The 1,267-nt window shown below is 62.8% G+C and carries 1 protein-coding gene; it reads right to left on the bottom strand.

Going from position 1 to position 1,267, the window contains the following annotated elements:
* Positions 1–32: 32 nt before the first annotated feature.
* Positions 33–1,204 (bottom strand): IS3 family transposase gene (locus tag ATE64_RS20945; protein ID WP_156416671.1). Its coding sequence is split into 2 segments (ribosomal slippage): positions 33–952 and positions 952–1,204, totalling 1,173 coding nucleotides; the frame shifts between segments, so codons are not numbered across the junction.
* Between the last annotated feature and the right edge of the window lie 63 nt (positions 1,205–1,267).

Below are 1,267 nucleotides of genomic sequence, written 5' to 3'. Positions count from 1 at the left end.
TGACGTGACCCCCAGCTTTCCCCCAGCTGGTATTAGAGCCGGGCGGTTGTTTTGCGCATCAGCGCGGTTGAAGCAATGGGCTGCGTAGCGGAGCCCGTAGGGCGTAGCGAAGCAGGCCATTGCTTATCCAGTTCGGCGGCGAACGCCGCCGGGGCCCTGTAGCCAAGGGACGAGTGTGGCCTCTCCCGGTTGTAATCCTCGACCCAAGCAGCGATCTCGACCCGTGCATGGGCAAGGCTCATGAACAGCGTCTCGTTGAGAAGTTCATCACGCATGCGGCCGTTAAAGCTTTCGACATATCCGTTCTGCATCGGCTTGCCCGGAGCGATGTAATGCCACTCGACGCCGCTCTGGCCGCACCATGCGAGCACGGCATTGCCGGTGAGCTCGGTGCCATTATCGCTGACGATCATCCCCGGCTTGCCGCGCTGTGCGATCAGCTGGGTCAGCTCGCGCACGACACGGTGCCCTGAGATCGAGGTGTCCGGCACCGCCGCCAGGCACTCCCTGGTCACGTCATCGACCACGTTGAGGACCCGGAACCGCCTACCAGAAGCCATCTGGTCATGAACGAAGTCCAGGCTCCAGCGCTGGTTCGGTAGGGCCAGCACCGGAGCCGGCGCTCTGGTGCCGACAGCACGCTTGCGGCTGCGTCGCCGCCTCACCGCCAGACCTTCCTCCTTGTAGAGCCGCTGGGTCTTCTTCCGGTTGATCATCACGCCCTCCCGGCGCAGCAGGATATGCAGACGGCGATAGCCGAACCGGCGCCGCTGGTTGGCCAGATCGCGCAGCCTCTCACGTAGGCCGGCATCATCGTCCCTGATGGAACGATAGCGCACACTCTTGCGATCGGCATCGATGACACGGCACGCCCGCCGCTCGCTCATCCCATGAGTTGCCTGGAGATGAGCGGCAGCTTCTCGCTTCGCGGCGGGCGTCACCACTTTTTTGAAAGAAGATCCTTCAGCGCCACGTTGTCCAGCATCGTGTCGGCCAGCAGCCGCTTGAGCTTCGCGTTCTCGCTCTCAAGCTCCCGCAGTCGCCGGGCCTCGGATACCTCCAGCCCGCCATACTTGGCCTTCCAGTTGTAGATCGTCGCTTCAGACACCCCGTGCCGCCGGGCCAGATCAGCGGTCTTCGCACCCGCCTCCGCTTCCTTCAGCACGCCAATGATCTGTTCCTCGGTAAACCTCTTGCGCTTCATCGTCTGTCCTTCCTTCAGGCCAGACTCTAATCGCTCGTGGAGGAAAATCAGGGGGTCACGTCA

This window comes from Sphingopyxis sp. H073, from assembly GCF_001468395.1.
Classification (GTDB): Bacteria; Pseudomonadota; Alphaproteobacteria; order Sphingomonadales; family Sphingomonadaceae; genus Sphingopyxis.
This window is presented reverse-complemented; position numbering and strand designations above follow the sequence as displayed.